The organism is Clostridium sp. SY8519 (assembly GCF_000270305.1).
In the GTDB taxonomy this organism is placed as follows: Bacteria; Bacillota; Clostridia; order Lachnospirales; family Lachnospiraceae; genus SY8519.
In genome coordinates, this window is the sequence record NC_015737.1 from 2,307,161 (window position 1) to 2,327,879 (window position 20,719).

Sequence of the window (20,719 nt, forward strand, 5' to 3'; positions counted from 1 at the left end):
AGGAAAGCCCGAGGAACGAATGTAAACAATATCTAATATAGGTGAAACCAGGTATACATAACATGCATGTGTGGAAAAAGAAGGTAAAGGTTGCTTTACAAATCGCTGTTCTGGAAAGATCGAGACAGTTTTGCGGCAAGTTTTTCCTTTTCAGGTGCAAAAGAAATTCCAAAATGTTATAATATGGACAGCGAAAAGAATAAAGAAAAGAGAGGACAGGTTATGAAGTACGCAGAACGAATTGAAAAAAGACAGTCCATTCGGGAATACCGCAAAAAAGATATCACACCGGCACAGATGGATGAGATCCGTGATTTTTTTGAAAACAAGGCAAAACGTCTGATCCCGGAGATTGCTACAGAACTGCAGATTTTTACCGGCGACGCAGGGGTGCGCTTAGAAGGCGTGGCCGGCTATGGCGGAAAAGCATTCGGCGCTCCGGCCTATCTGGTGCTCCTTACGGAGAAGACAGACTATGCCATTGAAAATGCAGGATTCATCGTCGAGGATCTGGTTCTCCAGCTGGAGGAAATGGGCCTGAACCACTGCTGGCTGTCCGTGAATGATGACGCTTTTGTAAAAAAAGTGCTGAATATTTCTTCTGAGAAAGAAGTGGCAGCGATTGTCGCTTTCGGTTATGGCAAGCAGGAACGCACCCTGAAGCGTCTGGATATCATCAATCCGTCCAATGTAACAATGAATGAGCGCAAGGGACATGTAGCGCCGAAAATCGCCCAGGAAGATATTGCGTATTACGGGGTCTGGGGCAATCCGGTGGACTGGGATCCCAGAAGGATCGCACCCCAGGTGGATAAGGCGATCTATGCCGCCAGCCTGGCGCCGAGCTTCCTGAACCGTCAGCCCTACCGCTTCATGTTCAGCAGCAAGATCCTGCTTTTGCTGGCCAAGAAGGAAGAGATGATCACAGAAAATGACACCCGTCTGGATCTGGGAGCCACGATGCTGAACTTCTACGCCGTAATGGATGAACTCAACGGTACCGGTGGTCCGTGGAAGATGGGGATTCCGGAGCAGATCGGTGATACCAAGAAACCGGATGAATATGAAATTGTCGCATATTATAATTTAGAGAACTGATCAAAACCCACAGAATTTCCCCCGGACGGATTGGCCTGCTGCCAGAGCATACCGGATCCTGTACGGGGGATTTTTTCTGCGGTTTTTCCAAGAGATATCCGTGGGAAAGCAGACGGATATTCGATACAGAGCAGAAGGGAATACAGAATGGAAGAAATACTGGTAAGTGACGGAACCGCCCGATTGAAAAAGGGCGGCGGGAGACTGATGAAAGCAGGCGGCCCCTGGATCTACGACAATGAAATCGCTGCGGTCACCGGAGACTTTGAAAACGGGGAGATTCTCCGGGTGGAGGATTTTGACGGATTTTTTCTCGGCTATGGGTTTTACAACGAAAATTCCAAAATCCGGATCCGTATGCTGTCCCGCTGGAGACAGGAGCCGGTGGATGGGGCTCTGATCCGGCAGCGGGTGGAGGATGCCTGGAATTACCGGAAAATGGTGATGACGGACTGTTCCTCCTGCCGTGTGATTTTTGGCGAGGCGGACTGGCTGCCCGGCCTGGTTGTGGACAAATACGAGGATATCCTGGTGGTGCAGTCGCTGGCTCTTGGAATCGACCGGCTCAAAGAGAGGATTTTAACGGAACTGACCGACGTGCTGCGGCAGGACGGGATCCGGATCCGCGGAATCTATGAGAGGTCGGACGCCCAGGTGCGCCGGAAAGAGGGAATGCCCCTGTATCAGGGATTCTATGGGGATCCCTTCACTACCAAAGTGGAAATCACAGAAAACGGGGTACGTTATCTGGTGGACGTGGCAGAAGGGCAGAAAACCGGATTCTTCCTGGACCAGAAGTACAATCGCCTTGCGATGCAGCGTTTCTGCCGGGGAAAGCGGGTGCTGGACTGTTTTACCCATATAGGAACATTTGCGCTGAATGCGGGACTGGCAGGCGCGGCGGAAGTGATTGGCCTGGATATTTCCGAATTCGCGGTGCAGCAGGCCAGAGAAAACGCTGTCCGGAACGGTCTGTCGGATCGGGTGCAGTTCCGTCAGGTCGATGTGCTGGATGAACTGCCCCGACTGGAGCAGCAGGGGGAGACTTATGATGTGGTGATCCTGGATCCGCCAGCCTTTACCAAGTCCAGGCAGGCCACTCGCCAGGCCATTAAGGGATACCGGGAAATCAACCGCAGGGGAATGAAACTGGTGCGGGACGGAGGAATCCTTGCCACCTGTTCCTGCTCCCACTTTATGACCCAGGAGCTTTTCGCGAAGACCATTGAAGAGGCCGCCCGCAGCGCGCACCGGCGGCTCCGTCAGATTGAGTTCCGGACACAGGCGCCGGATCACCCGATTCTGTGGAACAGGGAAGAAACCTCCTATTATTTGAAATTTTATATTTTTCAGGTGTGTATGGAACAGTAAAAAAAAACGCCTTCCGACTGCAAGAAATCGGAAGGCGTTTTTCAAAACGGGTAAAGGTTCATCCCTTAATAAGCCAGAACAGGAACCAGGAACAGGAAGCCGCAGGCAACAATGATACCGGTTACGATCAGAATAACGGCACAGTAACCCATGATATCCCGGGCGCCCAGACCTGCGATACCCAGAGCGGGAAGAGCCCAGAACGGCTGCAGCATATTGGTCCATGCGTCACCCCAGGCAATACCCATAGCGGTGATGTTCGGTGTAACACCCAGCGCTTTGCCGGCAGGCATCATGATCGGAGCCTGTACTGCCCACTGGCCGCCGCCGGAAGGAACGAAGAAGTTGATAATACCGGCAGAGAGGAATGTCCATACCGGGAAGGTTCTCTGGGTGGAGATGCTTACGAAGAAATCGCTGATGGCACCTGCCAGAGATACGCCGTTGGCACCGGCTGTGGTCATCATACCCATGATTCCGGCATAGAACGGGAACTGCAGGATAATGCCGCCGGCGCTCTTTGCAGCGTCCATGATGGCGCGTACATAGCTGATGGGGGTCTTATGGAAAATGATACCCAGTACCAGGAAGATCAGGTTTACTACATCCAGGGATAAATTGAAAGAACCGCTGGAATAGAAGTAATAGATCAGGTACATGACACCGATAATGGCGATAATCGCGGAAAGAATCGGGCTGTTTTCCATTCTTTCTGCCGGGGTCTCAGCTTTTTTCTTTTCTGGAATCGGCTCATCTACCAGCAATGCAGGATCTACGGTTACCGTATGTTCTGCATCCGGATGCATTCTGCCGTTGACAAAAGTGATGACAATTAATACAGCCAGAACCATAATCAGATTCCAGACAGAAAAAATAGTCTGGGAAGTAGGAATGGCCTTGGTGATAACACCGGCTGTCGCGGTTTTTACACTGTCATTGTAGGTAGCAACGGTTAACGGAATGGAACCTGATACGCCGGCATGCCATACAACGAAGCCGGAGTAAGCGGAGGCAATCAGCAGGCGGTAGTCTACGTTTTTCACCTGTTTTGCAACTTCTTTTGCCAGGATTGCGCCGACAACCAGACCGAAGCCCCAGTTTAACCAGCAGCAGATGGTGGAAACGACGGTAACAAACATGATTGCCTGAACCGGACGTTTCGGAATAGATGCTAAGCGGACAATACCGCGATGTACTGCCGGCGCGTTTGCCAGGGCGGTACCGAGTACGAGTACAAGAGCCATCTGCATGGAGAATGCAAGCAAGGACCAGAATCCGGATCCCCATGCGGATGCCACCTGAATGGGATTCATGCCCGTGACAGGCATGCAGGCCACGAATACTACGATGGTCAGTATGATGCAGAAGATAAATGCGTCGGGCAGTAATCTTTGCACAATACGCACGCAGCCATTTGTGAATTTCTTGAACATAAATGACACCCCTCTTTCAAATTAGATAACAAAATTACTCACTTCACCCGTTTTTGCTAGTGTAACTTTAGCACATTTGCACACTAACTGTATACCAAGTATACATTTATTCAAATGGAAAAGCAATAGATTCCGGTGAATATGGCAGATTTTTTTACATGAAAGTGTATTTTTTCTGTAATGAATAAAAAAAGTACCTGGTGTTATCAGATAAAAAATGCCTTTTCTTCTGTTTTCGGTACAAACAGAAGAAAAGGCACTGGCAAACCAGACAGTCATAGGACTGCAGGAGCAAAAAACGATCAGTTTTCTTCCCGGTAGCGGGAGAATTTCGTCAGGTCATAGTCTGCAAGGTTTTCGTGGATCGTGCGTTTGTCCGCGCGGGCAATCATTTTTTTCCGGTCCCGGACAGCCTTTGCGCTGTCATCCCGGGCGCTGGGACCGTGGAAGCATCCGCCGTCGCAGGCCATGCCTTCGATAAATTCCTCCGGAAGCCGGCCGAGGGAGGCAAGCTTTAAAGCTTTTTTGCATTCTGCTCCGCCGCAGACTTTCAGAATGGAAAGATCTTCCTGATAGCCCTCTTCCTTGAGGTATTCTACGCAGGAATCCGCCACGCCGCCGGCAAATGCGTACATTTTTCCGAAGACACTGGCCCGCTGATAGTCCTCCTCCATGGGTTCCAGAGTGACTCCCCGGGCCCGCAGGATCGCGTTGATTTCAGAAAAGGAAATGGCGTAGTCCGCATTGCCGGGAATTTTCTGATCAATAATTTCGGATTTTTTTGCGACACAGGGTCCGATGAAGACGGTGACCGCGTCCGGATGTTCCGCCTTAATCAGACGGGAGGTCTGGCACATCGGGCTGACAGCGGTGGAAACCTTGTCGGCCAGTTCCGGATAATGACGGTAGATCATATTGACAAATCCGGGGCAGCAGGAAGTCGTGCGCATTTCACCCTTTTCGTGGGCTTCCTTCCAGTCTACCGCCTCGGCGGAAGTGGTCAGGTCAGCGCCGAGCCCCACTTCTACATAGTCGGTGAATCCCACTTCTTTTAATGCTTTGCGCCAGCTGGCCATGGTGATGCCTTCCCCATACTGTCCTTCGATGGAAGGAGCGGCCATGGCATAGACTTCTTTTTCGGATTTCAATGCTTCGATGACATCCACCAGCCAGTATTTGGAACGGATTGCCGCGAAAGGACAGTGGGTGATGCACTGGCCGCAGCGGATGCATTTATCTTCCAGAATAACGGAAAGGCCATTTTCGTCATAGGTCAGGGCATCCACTGGACAGCTGGATTTGCAGGGGCGTTCCAGATGGGCGATGGCGTTAAAGGGGCATGCTTTCGCGCACATGCCGCATTCTTTGCATTTGTTCGGATCAATGCGGGACCGTTTGTCGCCTACGGAAATGGCGCCGAAGCGGCAGGCACTCTGACAGGGCTTGCCTACACAGTTCTGACAGTTGTCTGTAACGACGTAGCTGGAAATGGGGCAGTCCGCGCAGGCTGGCTCTATGACCTGGATGATATTGCCGTCATCCTTCGGGCCGGCGGATTTGCCCATGGCAAGACGCACACGCTGACGTACGATTTCACGCTCTTTGTATACGCAGCAGCGGTAGTGGGGAAGGGTACCCGGCACAATGGTGTCCGGAATGTACTCGGCTTTTTCGTCCAGCGTTCCCTCAAATGCGAGCCGGGCAACTTCATACATAACTTCATGCTGCAGATGTTTGATTGTTCCTGGTTTAGCCATAGCGATTCTCCTTTACCTGATTTTTTCTTAATCATACCATAAGAGTCTCCGGAATATCAGAGTAAAAAGGTACCAAATCTGATGCAATGTATTCTGTATACATTAAAAAACAAATGTTTAACAATCTCTGAAACAGAAATATCATTCCCCTGCTGCAGTGCAGATTGTCACCGGATGGAAATCGCTGTATAATGAGGACATTAGAACAGAAAGAGAGGACATATTTTCGAATGGCAATTTTATCTATCTTATTGGCCATATTGATTGTCTGGCTGATCTGCTCAATCATTTTTGGTTTGATCAAACTGTTTTTGAAATTTTTCTGGATTATACTGGTCATTGCAGTGATTGCGGTGGCCTGCAGCGCAATATAACTGTCCGACCGGACCGCATGATCCGGAGCATAGGGAGCAACAGGATGAAGAAGATGAAAAGAAAGAAACTTGCAGCCATAGGGATCAGCGGCGCGCTGGCAGTCAGTATGCTTTGTCTGCCGGCAGCGCCTGCACAGGCAGCCACAAAAAAGACACTGTATCTTCCGGATAAGATTACGGGAAACATGTACCATTCCGGCAAAACCTATACCGTGACATATCGGTATGATTATACAAAAACCGGAATCCTGAAGAAATCCGTGATTTCGATACCGTCTCTGAACGCTTCGGTTACGCTGACCTATCGCTGCAACAGCAGAAAACAGATTGTCCGGGCAAGTGAGCGCACCCGGTTTGTCAGATCCTCTGATATCACAGGGGTGTATCGATATCAGTATAACCGGGCAGGATATGTGATCCGGCGGAAGTCCTATGATTCTTCGGGGGCTTATGCGGGCCGTGTGAACTATGGGTATAACAGGAAACACCAGCTGATTTCCGAAAAGCAGTACAATGCCAGGGGAAGGCTGCAGCAGAAGACAGCCTATCGCTGTGATGCCAGGGGAAATTATACCGGATACCGGGATTACGATGCTTCCGGCAAAGTGACGGATGTAGGGGTGATCCGTTCGGTCATCCGGTCCGGGCGCGTCAGATCGTCAAAAGAGTATGTCAATGGAAAAAAGGTATCGGTACAGACGTATCACTACAGAAAATTCCGCTTGTCAGGCAGCAGTTACAAAACAGCCAAACGGCAGCTGAATTCCAGCCTGGCGTATCTGATATGATTCTTACCAGCTGGAATATTTTCAGGAGGAGCGTATGGACAGCAGCAAGCAGAATGCGGCGGCCAGGGCAGAAGCAGCCGGCCGATATTTTACCGAAGGGTATAACTGTTCTCAGTCCGTGCTCCTGGCCTTTGCGGATCTTCTGCCGGTGGAGCCGGGGCTCCTGACCCGGATGGCTTCTTCCTTTGGCGGCGGTATGGGCAGGCTTCGGGAAGTCTGCGGAGCCGTCAGCGGGATGTTTCTGGCGGCAGGCATGCTGTATGGCTATGAAGGACCGGAGACGGGGGCGCCGAAGGCGGAACATTACCGCAGGATCCAGGAACTGGCGGCCGCTTTTGAAGCCGAAAACGGCTCCATTGTATGCCGGGAGCTTCTGAATCTGCGGTGCAGGAGGGATCTTCCGGAGCCGGAAGCCCGGACAGAAGAATATTATCGCGGGCGTCCCTGCAGAGAACTGGTGAAAAGCGCGGCCGGGATACTCGGCGCATATATCCGGAATCATCCGGAATACCGGATGGCCGGCAGCGGAGGGCGGCAGGCGGAAACAGCAGAAAAAGAAACAGGACGATAACAGCAAGGAGGCTGACAGATGGGGAAACCGGTCTGTTGGCCTTCCTTTACTGCATAAGAGTAATACAGAAATCCATCCGGAACAGGGATGAGAAAACAGCGAGATTGGAGAAAACAAAATGAAACACGGATTTTTGAAAGTTGCGGCGGCATCCCCGAAAGTGACAGTGGCAGACTGCGGAGCCAATTGTGTGGAAATCCTTCAGACCATACAGCAGCTGGCGGAGGAACAGGTGAAACTGGCAGTATTTCCGGAACTGTGTCTGACGGGATATACCTGCAATGATTTGTTCCTGCAGGGAAGAATGCTGACGGAAGCCAGGGAACAGCTGGCCAGGATTCAGCGGGAAACGGCCCATCTGGATCTGATCGCAGCCATCGGGCTTCCGCTGGAACACGCCGGAAAGCTCTACAATGTGGCGGCTGTGATCAACAGAGGCCGTCTGCTGGCCCTGATTCCGAAGCGTTTTATTCCGAATTACAATGAGTTTTATGAACGGCGTTACTTTGAGCCGGGCAGGGCGGAAGCGGAATGGATTGAAATCAACGGGGAAAAGGTTCCCTTCGGCATGAATATTCTGATCGACGTACCGGAACTGCCCCATCTGGTAATCGGCACGGAACTCTGTGAGGATCTGTGGGTTCCCTGCCCGCCGAGTATCGGACACGCACAGGCCGGAGCTTCCGTAATTCTGAATCTGTCAGCCAGCAATGAGATGGTGGGCAAAGAGGCTTACCGCAGGCAGCTGGTTGCCGGTCAGTCAGCCAGACTGGTCAGCGCCTATCTCTATGCCTCCGCAGGCTATGGCGAATCCACCCAGGATCTGGTGTTCGGCGGTCATGACATGATTGCGGAAAACGGTACCCTGCTGAAAGAATCCCGGCGCTATGGGAACAGCACCATTATTACAGAGATTGACCTGGACCGGATTGCCTTTGAGCGCCGGCGCATGAGTTCCTATCCGGCCGGAGACCGTTCCGCGTATGTGACCGTTCATGGATCCCTGCAGATCAAGGATACGAAGCTGACCAGGCAGTTTGAGGCTCATCCGTTTGTTCCGCAGGATATTCATCAGCGGGAGGAACGCTGTCAGGATATCCTGACCATGCAGGCCATGGGACTGGCAAAACGTCTGGATCATATCCATGCTTCTTCTGTTGTCATCGGGATTTCCGGCGGCCTGGATTCCACGCTGGCGCTGCTGGTGACGGCCCGGGCCTTTGATCTTCTGAAACTTTCCCGCACGGGAATCCATGCGGTGACCATGCCCTGTTTCGGCACGACGGACCGGACCTATCAGAATGCCTGCCTGCTGACCGAGCGGATTGGCGCCCATCTGATGGAGATTCCCATTCGTGATGCGGTGAACCAGCATTTCCGCGATATCGGTCAGGATGCGTCTGTGCATGATGTGACATATGAAAACGGGCAGGCAAGAGAGCGGACCCAGGTACTGATGGACATTGCCAATAAAGAGAATGGAATTGTCATCGGAACCGGGGATCTGTCTGAGCTTGCGCTGGGCTGGGCCACCTATAACGGGGATCATATGTCCATGTATGCGGTAAATGTATCCATCCCGAAAACACTGGTGCGTTATCTGGTGCGCTTCTATGCAGATACCTGCGGGGATCCGGCGCTGGCAGCCGTGCTGGATGATATCCTGGATACACCCGTAAGTCCGGAACTGATCCCGCCGGAAGAAGGAGAAATCAGCCAGAAAACCGAAGACCTGGTGGGGCCCTATGAACTCCACGACTTTTTCCTGTACTATATGCTGCGGGCAGGATATGAACCGGATAAGATCTTCCGCATCGCCTGCGATACGTTTGCCGGTATCTATCAGAAAGAGACGATTCATCACTGGCTGCGGGTATTTTACCGCCGGTTTTTCAGCCAGCAGTTCAAGCGTTCCTGCCTGCCGGACGGCCCGAAAGTCGGTTCGGTGGCTCTGTCTCCCCGAGGAGATCTTCGGATGCCTTCGGATGCATCCAGCGAAATCTGGATGCGGAAGCTGAACGAAATGAATGGACTGTCCGGTACAGATGACAGGAAATAACCGGGACGCCGGGATTTAGACAGGAAATTTCCTGATACATAAAAATACTTCCGGCTTGTTAAGTATACATTACCGCGCACTTGAATAGTTTACCAGACAGGTATATAATTCGCTTGAACTGTCAAAACATACATAATTGAGAGGTTTTGTATTGTTTCGATCAGAAGATAGAAAACTCATTGGCAGGAAAGGAGAATTTATGAAAAAGCCAAAGACAGGCAAGTATCGAAGTCTGGTCAGCGCATTCCTGTGCTGTGCACTTCTGGCAGGCTTGCTGCCAACGGCGGTGTATGCGGATACTTCCCCGGTGGAAGAGCATTCTGCAAATACTGTTCAGACGGACGAAACGGCAGACGGTTCCTCAAACAAGGGATCAGACCGGAGGGAGGATCGTTCCGCAGCGGTATCGAATGATTCCGCCTCGTCAGATACGAAAGCTGCGGCAAAAGAATCCGCTGCGGGAAAAACGGATGCTGCAGACGGGAAGAAAGATCAGAAATCCGAACAGCCTTCGGATGCGTCCAGACAGACTTCTTCCGGAAATGATGCAGAAGAGAAAGCTGCGGAATCATCAGAGAAGAAGACGGCTGCACAGGCGGATGAGGGCAGGCATGCAGCGGAATCTGAAAAAGGTACGGTGCAGCTGAAGGCATCTACGGGATCCAGGGTGGATGTACAGACCGCCTTTTCCGGAAAAACATTTGAAACCACACCGAAGCTTACCGTGTCAGATGTTTCCGAACAGGAAGCGGAGGCAGCGGTAAAAAAAGCCCTGGGCAGGGATACGAAAGTACTGGGTGCCGTGGGGGCAGATATTACATTTCTTGCGAACGGGCAGGAAGTACAGCCGGCAGACGGCGCGCAGGTATCTGTCACGATGAAGTGGCAGGACCCGCTGGCAGAAAAAGAGAAGAATGTATCTTACGTGCTGATTCATGTACACAATGGAGAAGCGGCACGGATGAAATCGGCTGAGGTATCGGATACCAGGGTATCGTTTTCCGCAGACAGTTTTTCGGAGTATATTGCGGCGGCAGTACAGGATACCGGCGAAGCCGGAACCGCGCAGGCCAATGCATCGGATACCAGGATCAAGATTGATTACGACGAAAAAACCGATATCCATTCGGTGGATAATGGAAACATTATCCTGTTCTGCATGAACAACCAGATGCACTGGCCCCATGATACGCCCACGTTTCAGGCGCCGGAATATGTATCCGTGGATTTTAATGATTTCTTTAAAGACAAGGAAAATGCGGCAGAACTGGCACAGCGCCTGAAGGTTCTCCTCTATGCCGGGTATCCCTATAACGGACTGGGGCTTTATGAAATTTCGGATCATGGAACCATTTCTGAGGCAGAGTTCAATCTTTTGCTGAACCCGCCGGAGTGGATCCGGACGGATTTCCCGGACAGTATTGGCAGTGAAACCTTTACCTATGCGGATTTAAAGGACCCTGCCAAGATGGCAAAACTGGACCAGTTCATCAAGGCAAGCGGAACTCTGTTACATGGAGAAAAAACAGCATCCGGCCGTACCTATCAGGAGGTAAGCAGTCTTCCCTTCTGGAAAGCGGCATACTGCATGACACAGTTTTCATCGGATCCGCGGGAAGCTTATACGCAGATTTATAATTCCGGATATTATGTGACAGAATCCCAGGCATATGTAAATACTTCTCATGCCGTCTGGAAGCTGATGTATGACTATGGAGTAGATCATAATAACATCAGTTCTCTCAGCGGTTTTGAACTGGCAGATAATCTGCTGAAGGCATCCACAGATGAAAAAATCCTGGAAAACGAACCGACTTCCGATGCGCTCAGCATTTCCGGAAACAGTACCTTTACTTATGATCCGGATCAGAAAATCTGGCAGACCGGTACGCTGACCCTGAAAGCGCCGGAGAATTATCACGGCAAATTCACACTTACACTGCCAGCGGGCGTATCCACGGAAGACGGAAGCACCACGGTACAGCCGGGAGAGAGTTTCCGGCTGATATCCACAAAGACACCGGAAGATCAGAGTACCGTCTCGTTATCTGCGTCGCTGGTGTGGATGGATGGCGGCCTTCGTATGTATACACCGGCTGCTGCAGCGACAGCTTCTGACGGCAAAGGCTTTCAGAACATGATCGGCGCGGTGATCCGGAAGAAAGAGGTTTCCGCATCTGTGACTCTGAGTCGGAAAGATGACACAACGGCGGTTTCCGTGGAAAAGGTATGGAAGGATGGAGACAACCAGGACGGCATCCGTCCGGAGAAAGTAACCATTCACCTGCTGGCAGACGGAAACGACACGGGAAAGAGTGTCACGCTGAATGCGGATAACAACTGGAAGGCAACTTTCACGGATCTGGATGTGTATGCGTCCGGCAAAAAAATTGCTTATACGGTAAGTGAAGACGGCGTCAAGAATTATGATGCAGAAATCACCGGAACCGCCAAGGACGGATATACAGTAACCAATACCCACGCACCGGAGCAGACCAGCGTATCCGTGGAAAAGGTATGGAAGGATGGAGACAACCAGGACGGAATCCGCCCGGAGAAGGTAACCATCCACCTGCTGGCGGACGGAAAAACCACCGGAAAGAGCGTTACGCTGAATGCGGATAACAATTGGAAAGCATCGTTTGATGATTTGGCCGTATATAATTCGGGAAAGGAGATTGCCTATACGGTAACGGAAGACGAGGTAAACGGCTATACTCCGGAAGTATCCGGAACCGCCAAGGACGGTTATACCGTAACTAATATCCATACACCGAAAAAAAATGGAAATCCGTCAGATCCAGCGGATCATAACGGGAAAAAACCGACGGCTCCGACGGATACCGGAAAAGGTTCCGTGTCCAATGGAACAGGAACTGGAACAGAAACAGGGACAGGAACTGGAACGGAAACAGCAAGTCAGCCCAATACGAGTGATACAAATGCCTTTGCCGGCTATGCCGGCCTTCTGGCAGCCGCCCTGGCGGCAGGCGCTGGATCCCTGATCTGGTACAGAAAAAAACGGAAGATCAGCAAGTAAAAAGAATGGGTGGAACGGGAAAATCCCCAGACCATAACAAATGATATACGGCCCCCGGCAGGACATGGAAATGAACATGTCCTGTCCGGGGGCCGTGTATGTTACAGGATCCGGGGACTATTTTGTGTTCATTCGATGGTAAAACGCAGGCCGGCAGTAAGCGGAACCACACGGTCTCCCAGTTCCTCTTTCAGCCATTTCATGGCAATTGCGCCGGTACAGTGTCCGGTATAGATGCGCTGCAGTCCGCAGGACCGGATGCAGTCGGCCAGATTGCGGACTTCTTCCCGGCTATAGAGGCAGGCTTCCGCGCCGTGCTTTTTTGCGCGCATATGCAGGCCGCCGCAGAAGGCCAGAAGCGGCTGCTCCGGAAACTGCTGACGGACTTCCCGCAGGATCACTTCCAGTCCGCTGTGGGAACAGCTGTTGCAGATTACCAGTCCCTGATCCAGGCAGAAAACAAGGCTGAGTTCATGGGAAAAATCATCCGGAATCAGGCCGCCGTCTGACTGGCGAAAAAGATGGGCGCGCTGCGCAATGGTGGAGAGCCCGGGCGTAGAATGGGGCAGCAGCCAGATGCCATCGGCGATGGATACTGGTTCCCGTACCGCGAGAAACCGCTCTTTGTGGGAAAGAACAGAGGCCGGAACGCCAATGGAGCGTGTGGAGCTGTCAGTATGAAAAAAGAATGGTCGGTCGTAGCCGTCAGCCGCGTAAACAGGAGCATACGCGTTTTGCGCAAAGAAAGTCGCCAGGCCGCCGCCGTGGTCGTAATGGCCGTGGGAAAGCACTGCGGTCTGCACCTGACCCAGATCGATGCCCATCTGCCGGGCGTTGCGGGCAAAACAGTCACTCTGACCGGCGTCCAGCAGGATACAGTGGTCTTTGTACCGGATCAGGAGACTGAGTCCGTGTTCGGCGGTAAGAGACGGATCTCCTGCAGTATTTTCAGTCAGTACGGTAATATTCATAAATGCCCCCTTTCAGATGTCACAGTTTCTGGCTTTATCATAGCACAGCCGGCAGGCGGATGAAATATTCCCGGTGTGTATTTACTTTTCCTGTTTCCACTTTATAATTGAAGATAGTTGACACGACAGAGAAAGGACAGATCGTATGGCACTCAGATACATTGTGGGAAGCTCCGGAAGCGGAAAATCGGATTACCTGTACCGGGAACTGCTGGCACAGGCAGATCAGAATCCGGATCGGAATTTTTATCTTATTGTTCCGGAACAGTTTACAATGCAGACACAGAAAGAGCTGGTCCGGCGAGCAGAACAGCACGTTATAATGAATATTGATGTGGTGAGCTTTGAGCGTCTGGCGTTTCGGATTTTTGAAGAAACAGGCAGAACGCAGAAGATTCTGGAGGATACCGGAATCCGCCTGATTCTGCGCAAACTGGCCCAGGAACAGAAGGAAAATCTTACGGTATTCCGGGCGAATATCGGACGGATGGGCTATATTGACCAGATGAAATCCATGCTGTCGGAACTGGTGCAGTACGGCGTCACACCGGAAGATCTGCGTGAGATTATCGACAAGATGCAGCAAGCGGACGGACTGAAGGATAAGCTGCAGGATGTACTGGTGCTGTATCAGACCTTTGAGGATTATCTGTCCGGTCATTATATTACCGCGGAGCATCTGCTGGACGCGCTGTATGATACCGTGGGGGAATCCGATCACCTGCGGCAGGCGGTGCTGGCCTTTGACGGATTTACCGGATTTACGCCGGTACAGATGAAACTCATGGGTCGGCTGATGGAGACGGTTTCAGAGATCTGGCTGACGGTGACCTTCGATCTGCGGGAAAATCTGCTGTCCGAAAATCATGTGGAAGAATTGTTTTACATGAGCCGCCGGATGGTTCAGGGAATGAACCGGTCCGCGCAGGAAACGGGGTTTGAAATTGGGGAGCCGGTATGGCGGAACCGGCCGGAACAGACACGCTTTCAGGAGAATCCCGCCCTGCGCTTTCTGGAGCACAATCTGTTCCGCAAACAGGTGCAGCCCTTTGCCGGTGATGTGTCTGACAGCGTGAGCATCAAGGTCTGCTCCAATCCCAGGGAGGAACTGGAGCAGGCGGCGGCTGCTATCCTGAAAATGCTGCAGGAGGATGAACAGCTGCGCTATAGGGATTTTGCCGTGGTCAGCGCGGATGTGACCCGTTATGAGCTGTACGCGGAACGGGTATTCGGGCGGTATGGAATTCCCTATTTTACCGACAGGAAGCGCAGCGCCGTGTACCATCCGCTGACCGAGCTGGTACGGGCGCTTCTGGAGGTTGTGGAAACAGATTATTCCAGGGACAGCATTTTCCGGCTGCTGCATACCGGCCTTACCGATCTGCCGGAAGAAGACAGGGATCTGCTGGATAATTATGTCACAGCCCGCGGTATCCGCGGGCACAGGAGATGGAATGAGATGTTTCGGGTGGCTATGCGGAGAAACCGCAGAATCCAGACCCTGCCGGAAAAAGAGGAGGAGCGGCGCAAAGCAGAGGAACTCCTGGCCTTAAACGCTTCCCGCAAATACATTGCCGGACTGACAGAGCCGCTGTATCAGGCGTTTCACAGCGGGGAGGCAACGGTGCGGGAAATCTGCACCTGTCTGTACCAGATTCTGACGGAGCTTCGGGTGGAAGAGAAGCTTTCTGCCCGGCAGGAAGAACTGGAGCGTCAGGACCGAAAGGAGGACGCGGCGATTTACGGACAGATCTATCAGACGTTTCTGGATCTGCTGGATAAGTACGTGGATTTGCTGGGGGAGGAAATTCTGCCGGTGACAGAGTACACGGAAATCCTGGAAACCGGTCTGACCGGCGCCAGGATCGGTATGATTCCGCCGGGCAACGACTGTGTTCTTCTGGGGGATATGGAACGGACCCGTCTGGAGGGGGTCAAACATCTGTTTTTCCTTGGGGTCAATGACGGACTGGTTCCGAAAATCGGCGTGGGCGGAGGCATCCTGTCACAGTATGACCGGGAAAAGCTGCGGGAAACATACGGCCTGGTACTGTCTCCCACCGAGCGGGAAGCCGTATTTATTCAGCGGTTTTACCTGTACTGGAGCCTGACAAAACCTTCTCGGGGACTTCATCTGTCCTACGCGCGCACAAACAGCGCCGGTGATGAAATACGTCCTTCTTATCTGATCGATGTGTTCCGGCAGCTGTATCCCCATCTGCAGGAACAGACCGTGACGGATACCTGCATGGGTGATCTGCTCTCTGCCGGTTCCGCGGTGGAGCAGTATATCCGTGGTCTGGAGCTGGCCCGGGAGGGACAGGTGCCGGAAGCATGGAAAGTGCTGCATCAGTGGTATATGAAAGAACCGGGCTGGAAAGACAGGATCCTTCCGCTGTATCAGGCGCGGTATCCGGTCCGGCACCGGAAGAATCTGACACCGCAGACCGCCTGGTCCGTTTACGGCACCGGTATCCGTGGTTCTGTGACCCGTCTGGAAAGTTATGCCCGCTGTCCCTATGCCCATTTTCTGGAATACGGTCTGAAGCTGGGAGAACGGGAAACCGCGGAATTGAAAGCCACGGATTTGGGAAGCCTGAATCATGAAATTCTGTTCCGGTATTCGGAAAAAGTTACCCGGCAGAACAGCTGGTATACGATTCTTCCGGAAGAAAGTGAGGCTCTGCTGCTGGAAAGCATCCGGGAAGCGGAACTGGCCAGAAAAGATACAGCCCTGTATGACAGTGCCAGAAATGAATACCGGCTGACTATGGTGCGGCGTACGCTGCATACTGTAGTGGACACAATCCACGCCCAGGTAAAAGCAGGTATTCTGGAGCCGGTATGGTATGAACGCACCTTTCACATAACCCGGCGGCTGCAGAGCGCGGCGGAACAGCTTCCGGAAAAGGCGCAGCTGCAGCTCTACGGGGTAATTGACCGGATGGATCTGGCCCGACCGGAAGGAAGACCGGGAGAGCAGCTTCTGCGGATTATTGATTATAAGTCCTCGAAGCGGGAGTTTGATCTGCAGGAATTTTACTATGGTCTGCAGCAGCAGCTGATCGTATATCTGGCAGCTGCGGAGGAACTCCTGCGCAGAGAATACCCGGATCAGAAAATTATCCCGGCGGGCGTCTTTTATTCACAGATGGATGATCCGGTCCTGGAGGATACCGGTCAGACAGCGGAGGAGATTCAGGAGGAAATCCGGGAAAAGCTGAAACTGCAGGGACTGGTAAACCGGGATGTTTTTACCTCTATGGACAGGGAAATGGAAGAAGGAAAGCAGACTTCCCGGGTCATCCCGGTATCCATAAACAAAAACGGCCTGCCCAGCAAACGGTCGGACAGGGTACTGACCAGCCCGGAAGATTTTGAGGCGCTTACGGCATACAGCCGCAGACAGATGAATCGGTTCGGCGCCGAAATTCTCGGGGGGCACATTGAGGTGGCGCCCTATCATATGGACAAAAAAACAGGATGTGATTACTGTATTTACAGCAGTATCTGCGGATTTGACCCGCGGCGGGCAGAAGACGGCTATCGGGAGCTGGAGCAGATGCAGGATGAGGAGATCTGGACACGGATCAGAGAAGCAGCGGAGGATAAGACACAGGCATGGGAACAGAGTGGACAGAAGAACAGCGCAAAGTAATTGACCTGAGAAACCGAAGCATGCTGGTATCGGCGGCTGCCGGTTCCGGCAAAACAGCGGTACTGGTGGAGCGGATCCTTTCCCGGGTTCTGGATCCGGAGCATCCGGTGGATATCGACAGGATTCTGGTCGTGACATTTACCAACGCGGCCGCGGCGCAGATGCGGGAAAGAATTCTCCGGTCCATGGAGCAGAAACTGGAGGAACATCCGGAGGATCAGCGCCTGCGGCGACAGACGACTCTGATCCACAATGCGCATATCGAGACCATTGACAGCTTCTGTCTGCAGGTGGTGCGCAGCCATTTTCACCGGATTGACCTGGAGCCCGGCTTCCGTATCGCGGATCAGGGTGAGATCAAACTGATCAAAGGAGAAGTCTGTGATCGGGTCATGGAGTGGTTTTACGCGGAAAAAGACCCGGAATTTCTGACTTTCGCGGATAATTATTCCAGTGCCGGGAAAGACGAGGGAATCCAGAACATGATTCTGTCCCTCTATGAATATGCCAATTCCTATCCCTGGCCGGAGGAATGGCTGGAAAGCTGTCTGCAGTCCGGACGGGCGGATACGCTGGAAGAAATGGACGAAAAGCCCTGGATGCGTCAGTATATCGGCTTTTTTCGGCAGATGACCGAAGAATATCTGCAGACCATTGAGCAACTGCTGCGGATCTGCCGGGAGCCGGGAGGGCCGGATAAATATGAGGCCGCGCTGGAAAGTGACCGGACACAGCTTTCGGAACTGCTGGAACGGTCGGGCTATTCCGCGTGGCAGCAGGGGCTGAAGGAACTGACTTTTGCCAAACTGGGCAGATGCGGAAAAGAAACGGATCCGGAATGGAAAGACTATGTCAAAAATCAGCGGGACGCCTATAAAGAGGACATCCGCAGCCACTGGAAAAAATATTTTGCCGCAGATCCGGAAGAGCAGAAAAACATACTGCAGGACACGGCAGAGATGCTTCAGGTACTGGTGCGTATGACCCGTTCCTTCGCGGAGGAATTCACAGCGGTGAAACGGAAGAAAAATATCCTGGATTTTTCGGATATGGAACACTTTGCCCTGCAGATTCTGCTGACAGAAGAGGAGCATCAGCCCACAGAGATTGCCCGGGAATATCAGGAACTGTTCGAAGAAATTATGATTGACGAGTACCAGGATTCCAATTATGTGCAGGAGGCCCTTCTGCAGGCGGTTTCCCGGGAATCCGACGGAGAACAGAATGTATTTATGGTAGGGGACGTCAAGCAGAGTATTTACCGGTTCCGTATGGCACGCTCCGAGCTGTTTATGGAAAAATATCATACCTATCAGACAGCGAACAGTCCCCATCAGCGCATCGATCTCCACAAAAATTTCCGCAGCCGGCCCGAAGTGCTGGATTTCGCGAACCGGATTTTCGCGCGGGTGATGCGGGAAGATATCGGAAATATTACCTATGACCGGGAAGCGGCTCTGTATCCCGGCGGAAATTTCGCGGATGATCCGGCGGGAAATTACGACCCGGAAGTGATTCTGCTGGAAAAACAGAAAGGAATGGATGCAGCGGAATCCGAGGCCAGAGCAGCCGCGCTGAAGATCCGCCAGATGGTGGAGGAGCAGGTGATTGAGGGCCTGACCTACGGAGATATCGTGATTCTGATGCGTTCCCCGAAAAAGTGGGCACCGATCTACCAGAGCGTCTTTGCGGATGCCGGAATCCCGTTCCTTGTAACTGCGGACAGCGGATATTTTTCCGCCAGGGAAGTACAGGTCCTGCTGGCATATCTGAAGATCCTGGACAATCCCATGCAGGATATCCCTCTGACCGTTTGCATGACCGGATTTTTCGGAAAGTTTTCTTCGGATGATCTGGCCCGGATCAAAGCGGCTTATCCGTATCTGACTTTTGCGGAATCGGTCTTTGCCTATGGAGGGCGGATTTCCGACACCCTTACATCCAGAATTCCGGAGGAACTGTTCCTGCCGGCAGAAGAACCGGATCCGGAGCTGGCTGCCCGGATCGGAATATTTCTGGATACACTTGAGATCTACCGGAGCCGTGTGCCGGACACCCCGATCCACCGCCTGATGGAGGAGATTATGCGGGAAACCGGGTATTATCAGTATCAGGCCGCGCTTCCTGCCGGCAGACGAAGGAAGGCCAATCTGGATATGCTTCTGGAGAAGGCGGTGGCGTATGAACAAACCAGTTATCAGGGACTGATGCATTTCAACCGTTATATCGAAGAACTGCATAAATATGAAGTAGACTTCGGTGAGGCGGAAACTGCCGAAACCCATGAAAACGCAGTGCATCTGTACAGCATCCACAAGAGCAAGGGACTGGAATTTCCTGTGGTTCTCCTGGGGCAGACCGGAAAAAAATTCAATACCAATGATCAGAAAGGGGATCTGATCCTGCATCCGGAATACGGCGCGGCACTGCGGTACCGGAACCGGGCGGAGCACCGGCGGCGGGACACGATTCTGAAAAATGCCCTGACCCTGGAAGAAAAACGGGACAGCCTGGGCGAGGAACTGCGGATTCTCTATGTGGCCCTGACAAGGGCGGAAAAAAAGGTAATTGTCATGGGAACACTGGAAAAACTTCCCGACGGGGAGAATGAGCCGGACCGGGAGGAAATGGGCATATTTTCCGGGGAAAGCCAGCCCCTGCCATTTGCGCAGCGGTTTTCCGCGGTCTGCTATATGGAGTGGGTGCTTGGCGCGATCCGGGGAGACGCTTCCTGCCACCGGGAAATCTGGAAACCGGAGGACCTGGATCAGATGGAAGCGCGGTACCGGTCTGCGGTCAGCCGGGAATCCGCCCGGATTCTGGAGGAGTCCTACGAAGGGGACCGAACCATGATGCAGGAGCTGGAACACCGGTTTGCCTGGAAGTATCCCTGGGCGGACCGCATGCTGCGCCGTCAGAAAGTATCTGTCTCTGACTTAAAGCACAGAGCCATGGCGGAGCAGATGCGTGCCTTTTCCGATGTGGATGAGCCGGAGCTCCTGCCGCAGAAAGAGCCGGAACCGCATATTCCGGCATTTATTCAGGCGTCGGAAGAAAACGGAGGCGCCTTGTACGGAACGGCCATGCATCGGCTGCTGGAATGTATTGATTATACGGAACTGCCAGAGACCGGGGATCTGTATGCGGTGCTGGAGGCTGTGGAGAAACAGATGGAAAACCTGTATGAAGCAGGCAGAATCGATGCGCAGATCAGAGCGCGGATTGACCGGAAGCGGGCAGCAGCCTTTTTCTGCACGGATCTGGCGCGCCGTATGCGCAGGGCTCAGCAGAAAGGCTGTCTGCACAGAGAACAGCCCTTTGTTATGTCGATCGAAGCGTTCCGGGTCTGGGAAGAGGCAGAAACTGAGGAAACCGTGCTGACCCAGGGAATTATCGATGCCTTCTGGGAGGAAGAAGACGGGATTGTGTTACTGGATTATAAAACGGACCGGGTATCGGATCCGGAAGAACTGCGGCAGCGTTATTCCACACAGCTGAAACTGTATCAGGAAGCCATCAGCCGCAGATATCACGGAAGCGCCGGCGTCAAGGAGACGCTGATTTATTCCTTTGCGCTGCAGACGGTGATCCCTTTGTGA

11 protein-coding genes are annotated in these 20,719 nt (G+C 52.6%); 8 read left to right on the plus strand and 3 right to left on the minus strand.

What is annotated here, in order from left to right; genetic code table 11:
* The first annotated feature begins 222 nt into the window (after positions 1–222).
* Together CXIVA_RS10700 and CXIVA_RS10705 are read left to right on the plus strand one after the other, a co-directional pair.
* A complete protein-coding gene (locus tag CXIVA_RS10700) occupies positions 223–1,098 on the plus strand; it encodes a nitroreductase family protein (protein WP_041729032.1) in 876 nt (291 codons plus the stop codon).
* A gap of 147 nt (positions 1,099–1,245) precedes the next feature.
* Positions 1,246–2,469 carry a class I SAM-dependent rRNA methyltransferase gene (locus tag CXIVA_RS10705; protein WP_013978051.1) on the plus strand — a complete coding sequence of 408 codons (1,224 nt, stop codon included), beginning with the start codon at positions 1,246–1,248 and terminating at the stop codon, positions 2,467–2,469.
* A 65-nt stretch (positions 2,470–2,534) separates the two neighbouring features.
* Here CXIVA_RS10705 and CXIVA_RS10710 read toward each other — a convergent pair whose 3' ends face one another.
* Together CXIVA_RS10710 and CXIVA_RS10715 are read right to left on the minus strand one after the other, a co-directional pair.
* Entirely contained in the window at positions 2,535–3,902 is a 1,368-nt protein-coding gene (locus CXIVA_RS10710) for a short-chain fatty acid transporter (RefSeq protein ID WP_013978052.1), read from the minus strand.
* Between the two features lie 302 nt (positions 3,903–4,204).
* Entirely contained in the window at positions 4,205–5,659 is a 1,455-nt protein-coding gene (locus CXIVA_RS10715) for a 4Fe-4S dicluster domain-containing protein (protein WP_013978053.1), read from the minus strand.
* 418 nt (positions 5,660–6,077) lie between these two features.
* Here CXIVA_RS10715 and CXIVA_RS10725 point away from each other — a divergent pair, with 418 nt between their 5' ends.
* From CXIVA_RS10725 to CXIVA_RS10740, 4 genes are all read left to right on the plus strand, one after another.
* A complete protein-coding gene (locus CXIVA_RS10725) occupies positions 6,078–6,821 on the plus strand; it encodes a hypothetical protein (protein WP_013978054.1) in 744 nt (247 codons plus the stop codon).
* Between the two features lie 34 nt (positions 6,822–6,855).
* A complete protein-coding gene (locus CXIVA_RS10730; RefSeq protein ID WP_013978055.1) occupies positions 6,856–7,392 on the plus strand; it encodes a C-GCAxxG-C-C family protein in 537 nt (178 codons plus the stop codon).
* A 118-nt stretch (positions 7,393–7,510) separates the two neighbouring features.
* On the plus strand, positions 7,511–9,451 hold the full coding sequence (locus CXIVA_RS10735; RefSeq protein WP_013978056.1) for an NAD(+) synthase: 1,941 nt from the start codon (positions 7,511–7,513) through the stop codon (positions 9,449–9,451).
* A 199-nt stretch (positions 9,452–9,650) separates the two neighbouring features.
* Positions 9,651–12,491 carry a Cna B-type domain-containing protein gene (locus CXIVA_RS10740; RefSeq protein ID WP_013978057.1) on the plus strand — a complete coding sequence of 947 codons (2,841 nt, stop codon included), beginning with the start codon at positions 9,651–9,653 and terminating at the stop codon, positions 12,489–12,491.
* A 128-nt stretch (positions 12,492–12,619) separates the two neighbouring features.
* On the opposite strand, the gene CXIVA_RS10745 is transcribed toward CXIVA_RS10740, so the two are convergent.
* On the minus strand, positions 12,620–13,462 hold the full coding sequence (locus CXIVA_RS10745) for an MBL fold metallo-hydrolase (protein ID WP_013978058.1): 843 nt from the start codon (positions 13,460–13,462) through the stop codon (positions 12,620–12,622).
* Positions 13,463–13,607: 145 nt separating this feature from the next.
* On the opposite strand from CXIVA_RS10745, the gene CXIVA_RS10750 reads away from it, so the two are divergent.
* The gene (locus CXIVA_RS10750) at positions 13,608–17,120 is read left to right on the plus strand and encodes a PD-(D/E)XK nuclease family protein (protein WP_013978059.1); all 3,513 of its coding nucleotides are present in this window, start codon (positions 13,608–13,610) and stop codon (positions 17,118–17,120) included.
* Complete coding sequence (gene addA / locus CXIVA_RS10755) at positions 17,084–20,719, plus strand: helicase-exonuclease AddAB subunit AddA (protein WP_013978060.1); 3,636 nt, start codon at positions 17,084–17,086, stop codon at positions 20,717–20,719. The genes CXIVA_RS10750 and addA overlap by 37 nt, the downstream gene beginning before the upstream one ends.

Bases quoted from the DNA above. Each gene is read 5' to 3' on its own strand.
- CXIVA_RS10705 (WP_013978051.1), top strand. From the start codon at position 1,246: ATGGAAGAAATACTGGTAAGTGACGGAACCGCCCGATTGAAAAAGGGC.
- CXIVA_RS10745 (WP_013978058.1), bottom strand. From the start codon at position 13,462: ATGAATATTACCGTACTGACTGAAAATACTGCAGGAGATCCGTCTCTT.
- CXIVA_RS10735 (WP_013978056.1), top strand. From the start codon at position 7,511: ATGAAACACGGATTTTTGAAAGTTGCGGCGGCATCCCCGAAAGTGACA.
- CXIVA_RS10725 (WP_013978054.1), top strand. From the start codon at position 6,078: ATGAAGAAGATGAAAAGAAAGAAACTTGCAGCCATAGGGATCAGCGGC.
- CXIVA_RS10730 (WP_013978055.1), top strand. From the start codon at position 6,856: ATGGACAGCAGCAAGCAGAATGCGGCGGCCAGGGCAGAAGCAGCCGGC.
- addA (WP_013978060.1), top strand. From the start codon at position 17,084: ATGGGAACAGAGTGGACAGAAGAACAGCGCAAAGTAATTGACCTGAGA.
- CXIVA_RS10710 (WP_013978052.1), bottom strand. From the start codon at position 3,902: ATGTTCAAGAAATTCACAAATGGCTGCGTGCGTATTGTGCAAAGATTA.
- CXIVA_RS10740 (WP_013978057.1), top strand. From the start codon at position 9,651: ATGAAAAAGCCAAAGACAGGCAAGTATCGAAGTCTGGTCAGCGCATTC.
- CXIVA_RS10700 (WP_041729032.1), top strand. From the start codon at position 223: ATGAAGTACGCAGAACGAATTGAAAAAAGACAGTCCATTCGGGAATAC.
- CXIVA_RS10750 (WP_013978059.1), top strand. From the start codon at position 13,608: ATGGCACTCAGATACATTGTGGGAAGCTCCGGAAGCGGAAAATCGGAT.
- CXIVA_RS10715 (WP_013978053.1), bottom strand. From the start codon at position 5,659: ATGGCTAAACCAGGAACAATCAAACATCTGCAGCATGAAGTTATGTAT.